Below are 4,946 nucleotides of genomic sequence, written 5' to 3' on the forward strand. Positions count from 1 at the left end.
AAAAAAAGAGGGCAACAAAGCCTGAAACGACCGACGACCGGCTACTGACTCCTGACTCCTGACTCCTACCCCCAGGAAAAACTTTTTCAGCAAACCCTATGTAGGGTTTACTGAATAAAGCTAAAAACCTTGTTGGATAATATCTTTAGGCTTTTTTGAAATCAAAAAGTGGGGGAAATTTAGGCACTTTTTCCCTGAAAATTAGGTAATTGGCCACCTCAAAACTGGTAAAACCCCACACCCCACACCCCACACCCCACACCCTACCCCCACGAAAAACTTTTTGCCGCAAACCCTAGTTAATCTTTGGAGAGAATTAAATGATTTTTCTCCGTTAATTTTGCCATCCAACCCGGTTCAATCACAATCGTGCTGATTTTTTCGATAATAATTGCAGGTCCGGCCAGACAATCAAAAGGTTGCAGATCTGAACGCTGATAAATTGGCGTTTCTCGCCATTGATTAGCCATAAAAACCGCTACTCGATCGAGGATAGGAGGTAATTCTCCCATCGGACGGGAGCGAGTTAAAATTGCTTCTTTGGGACTGTCCATAGTCTGGATCAATTCCACGGCAATCGACTCAACAATTAAAGCTTTTTGTTCTTGCTTAAACCCATAACGTCTTTGATGTTCCCGTTCAAAATCCTGACGCATTTGATCGCTAAAATTAACCGCTAAAGTGGCATCACTGCCTTGATATTTTAAACTAACTTGCTGCCGCACCTGATTATAATCCTCTAATTCCCGACCCGCTAAAACTTCTAATTCGTTCATTTCCGTGAGCAACTGCCCGATTAAATCGGCATTTAACGGCTGTTCGATCGCTTTTTCTTTAATTACCCTCAAATCGGCCAAACCCATGCCGTAGGCGCTTAAAACCCCGGCATAGGGATGGAGAAAAATACTTTTCATTCCCAGAGTATCGGCAATTAAACAGGCCACTTGACCCCCGGCACCGCCAAAGGTACAAAGAGTATAATCACTGAGATCATAACCCTTTTGTAGAGAGATTTTTTTAATCGCATTAGCCATATTTTCTACGGCAATTTGAATAAACCCCGCAGCCAGCAGTTCAGGACTATTATTACCCCCCATTGTTGCCACCAATTCTTGAAACTTTGTCAGCACAATCTCTCTATCTAGGGGTAAATTTCCCTCTTGTCCAAAAATAGCGGGAAAATAGGCAGCTTGAATTTTTCCTAACAAAACATTAGCATCGGTAATTGTTAATGGTCCACCCCGTCGATAACAGGCAGGTCCCGGATTAGCTCCGGCACTTTCTGGTCCGACCCGAAAACGATAACCATCATAGACTAAAATCGAACCCCCACCAGCGGCCACGGTGTGAATACTTAACATCGGCGCTCGCATTCTTACGCCAGCAATTTCGTTATCTGTTTGGCGCTCGTATTCCCCTTGAAAATGAGAAACATCGGTGCTAGTTCCTCCCATATCAAAACTGATAATTTTACTAAATCCCGCCCTTAAACTGGTTTGTACTGCCCCGACTATTCCCCCCGCAGGACCAGATAAAATGCTATCTTTACCCTGAAATTTATCGGCGGTGACTAAACCGCCATCGGATTTCATAAATAACAAGCTAGTTTTCGGTAATTGCTGGCTAATACTATCAACATAGCGGCGTAAAATTGGCGATAAATAGGCAGAGACTACCGTGGTATCTCCCCGGGATACCAGTTTCATTAAAGGACTGACTTGATGGGAAATGGCTAGATGAGTAAAGCCGATTTCTTCGGCAATGGCTGCCACTTGTTTTTCGTGGTCGGGATAACGATAACTGTGCATAAAAACAATCGCACAACTTCGGATACCCGCTTGATAAACTGGTATTAAATCGGCTTTAACTTGGGCGGGATTAACGGCGATTAATTCTTGTCCTTGACGATCGTACCGTTCGGCCACTTCGATAACTTGTTCGTATAATAAAGAAGGAAGAATAATTTGACGGGCAAAAATATCGGGGCGATTTTGATAGCCAATTCTCAAGGCATCTTTAAAACCTTTGGTGATTAACAAAACCGTGCGCTCTCCTTTTCTTTCTAACAGCGCATTGGTGGCTACCGTTGTTCCCATTTTAATCACTTCGATGTTATCTAGGGAACCGCTAATATCTTTGATCCCTTGAATGACTGCATCTGGGTATTTTTCGGGATTTTCCGAGAGCAGTTTATAGAGAACAATCCACTGTTGATCGGCAAGGGGAACAATCAGAAATCTAGCGGCATCTCTAGCTAGTCGTTCAATAATTTCTGGTTGATCGATTATCGCCACGATATCGGTAAAAGTTCCCCCTCGATCGATAAAAAATTTTAACATAATCCCTTCCAGTTCTCAGAATCAATGAACAATTGCGCCTAATCCTTTTAAAATAAACTAGATTGATTTATCTGAGTAAGCAAAATGTCCACAGGAATCGCTATCTTAGGGGTAGGACGTTGGGGAGTCCATTTCGTCCGTCATTTTTCTCAACATCCCTCAGCACAAGTAGTGGCGATCGTTGACTCCTCCCCTGAAAAACTTCATCTCTGTCGCGATCAATTTAATCTCGATACTAATAAGGTTATTTTAGCCAATGACTGGGAATCAATTCGTCTTCACCCCGAAATCTCGGCTGTAGTCGTCGTTACTCCCGCCATCAGTCATTATCCCCTGATTAAAGATGCTCTTAATTTAGGTTATCACGTCCTCGCCGAAAAACCCTTAACCCTCAATCCCCAAGAATGTGGCGAATTAACAGCATTAGCGGCGAAAAAACAGCGTATTTTATTAGTTGATCATACCTATCTTTTTCATCCGGCCGTTATCACCGGACAAAAAGTCCTGCAATCCGGGGGTATCGGTAAACCTCTTTATGGTTATGCCACTCGCACCCACCTGGGGCCAGTTCGTCAGGATGTGTCCGCTTTGTGGGATCTGGCTATTCACGATATCTCGATTTTTAATCATTGGCTTGATAGTACCCCTGTATTAGTACAGGCAAGGGGAACCTTCTGGCTACAACCTAATCTAGCCGATTTAGTCTGGTTAACCCTGATCTATGGCGATGGTTTTCAAGCGACTATTCACCTTTGTTGGTTGAATCCCGATAAACAGCGACGTTTAGGGATAGTTGGCAGCGAAGGGACTTTAATTTTCAATGAATTAGACTCTCGATCGCCTTTAACCCGACAAAAGGGCCATTTTGAGCGTCAGGAAGCCTATTTTATTCCCCGGGGACAGGAGACGGAATCTATCCCTATTGCCGATGGTGAACCCCTGAAAGCATTGTGCGAACATTTTTTAGAGTCGGTGGCTACGGGTGTCGATTCTCCTGTATCTTCGGGATCGGTAGGGACGGAATTAGTCAAAATCCTCCAGGCAGCAGAATTATCTCTAGCCAGAGGTGGAGAAATCCTGCGCTTAGAATAGGTAAAAATGGGATCGATAGGTAGGGTCTGCTGAAAAAGTTTTTCGTGGGTGTGGGGTGTGGGGTGTGGGGTGTGGGGTGTGAAGTATAACCTGATTTGCTATTGACGAGGAGTTTGTACGGCGTTAGATTTATTAGAGGTTTTCTTAATTTGTACCCAGTAAGGGGGTATCGGAAATTCTGTTAATCCTTCCTGCAGCACAGGTTATGGCTTTTTGTCAATGGGGAAGTCCAGAACCCGATCGGTGCGTAGCGCGCTCGATCGCTAACGGCTCAAATCAGCGACGGCATTAGAAAGCAAGCTCGGCAGCGACGAATTGCGACCGTCCGCTGCCACGCAGTGTTAGCTGGTGGTTCAAGGAAATAACTCAAAGTAATCGCAGTGACTTGGACGAATAATCGAAAAATCTCGGCGATCAAGTGTGTAAACGCGAGTAATAGTAAGCCTTTCAGCTATGGCAATGATCGCTGCATCTGTAAAGTCAAGCTGATTGTCAGCATATTGTTCCAATATCTCATGCACTCGTACCAAGTCTTCTGGGATTACAGGTTCAACTTGAACCGCATCAGGTGTCATACTGGATACAAAACGGCGCATTGCTTGGTGGCCCAATCTTGATGCAATCAGATAGCAGACCTCAGGCAGGACAACGACAGGTAGAACCAATGGCTCATTCACGCTTTGAGCAATAGCCAACACCCGTTGATGATTGCGATCGCCCTGATCGGTCAAGGCAAACAAAAAACTGGTGTCAAGTATCGCCGTCATACTGAATTGCTTGGCTTAAGATTCCAGCCGGACACCGGATCAATCTCATTGCCTAGAATCTCTTCATCACGTTCTGAAATATCCTGTTGACCAGAGTTGCCTAAACCTGCAACTGCAAGCAGAAAACTAGAAGAATGAGTGGTCAGTTCTCTTTGATAGGCTGCTTTATAGCGAAGATAGTCAAGAAAATTAGACAGTTCCACTAAAGCCTCATCAGGGAGAGCCTTGACTGCTTCAATTAGCGGTTGCCGTTCTATAATGCTTCTATCCATTACTAAATCTTAGATTAGGACTTCTCCTATTTTACTCCTCAACTCAACGAACAGGCTCACTTACTAACTATCACAGCAGGTAACACCTGAATACAGTCCGCACAAATTGGCATGAAGTCAAAGATCACAGTTGGGGGTCTGCCGTTAACCTAACCCACCAGAGCGGCGTACTGCTACGCAGTGCCTTCGGCATCGCACTTAAATCCCACATTCCGCACCCTCAACTGTCACATTGAAAATTTTATCTAAATCGTCAAAACGATTGCCGGCTCTGAATTACAGGCTAATTTGTTTGCCCAGCAGACGCACAATTAGCCCTAAAAATCTGATAGCTCTGATACCAAATTATTGAGATAAACTCTCATTAAGCTGGCGAACGCTGACTAGAGTGTGACACTTCATAATTCTTAGTAATCGCTAAAAGTCTTACTATACAAGGGCTAGAGCAACTTTTGATTTCAACGACTAGGGTGCGG

Annotated in this window: 4 protein-coding genes; 1 reads left to right on the top strand and 3 read right to left on the bottom strand. The window is 44.3% G+C overall.

Translation table 11 applies throughout. The annotated features are described in order from the left end of the window. Positions 1–299: 299 nt before the first annotated feature. Positions 300–2,339, bottom strand: a complete 2,040-nt coding sequence (locus PX482_RS02625) for a hydantoinase/oxoprolinase family protein (protein WP_288122038.1) — start codon at positions 2,337–2,339, stop codon at positions 300–302. A gap of 84 nt (positions 2,340–2,423) precedes the next feature. Between PX482_RS02625 and PX482_RS02630 the strand changes: the two genes are divergently transcribed. Then, entirely contained in the window at positions 2,424–3,431 is a 1,008-nt protein-coding gene (locus tag PX482_RS02630) for a Gfo/Idh/MocA family protein (RefSeq protein WP_002758125.1), read from the top strand. Positions 3,432–3,784: 353 nt separating this feature from the next. Here the strand turns inward: PX482_RS02630 and PX482_RS02635 are convergent, their stop codons facing one another. Continuing rightward, positions 3,785–4,198, bottom strand: a complete 414-nt coding sequence (locus PX482_RS02635; RefSeq protein WP_002758126.1) for a type II toxin-antitoxin system VapC family toxin — start codon at positions 4,196–4,198, stop codon at positions 3,785–3,787. After that, entirely contained in the window at positions 4,195–4,470 is a 276-nt protein-coding gene (locus PX482_RS02640) for a hypothetical protein (protein ID WP_002758127.1), read from the bottom strand. The genes PX482_RS02635 and PX482_RS02640 overlap by 4 nt, the downstream gene beginning before the upstream one ends. Positions 4,471–4,946: the final 476 nt, after the last annotated feature.

It is taken from the genome of Microcystis sp. M53602_WE12, assembly GCF_030065455.1.
Classification (GTDB): domain Bacteria; phylum Cyanobacteriota; class Cyanobacteriia; order Cyanobacteriales; family Microcystaceae; genus Microcystis; species Microcystis aeruginosa.

Excerpts from the sequence above, each read along its gene's own strand:
- PX482_RS02625 (WP_288122038.1), bottom strand. The coding sequence starts at position 2,339 with ATGTTAAAATTTTTTATCGATCGAGGGGGAACTTTTACCGATATCGTG.
- PX482_RS02630 (WP_002758125.1), top strand. The coding sequence starts at position 2,424 with ATGTCCACAGGAATCGCTATCTTAGGGGTAGGACGTTGGGGAGTCCAT.
- PX482_RS02635 (WP_002758126.1), bottom strand. The coding sequence starts at position 4,198 with ATGACGGCGATACTTGACACCAGTTTTTTGTTTGCCTTGACCGATCAG.
- PX482_RS02640 (WP_002758127.1), bottom strand. The coding sequence starts at position 4,470 with ATGGATAGAAGCATTATAGAACGGCAACCGCTAATTGAAGCAGTCAAG.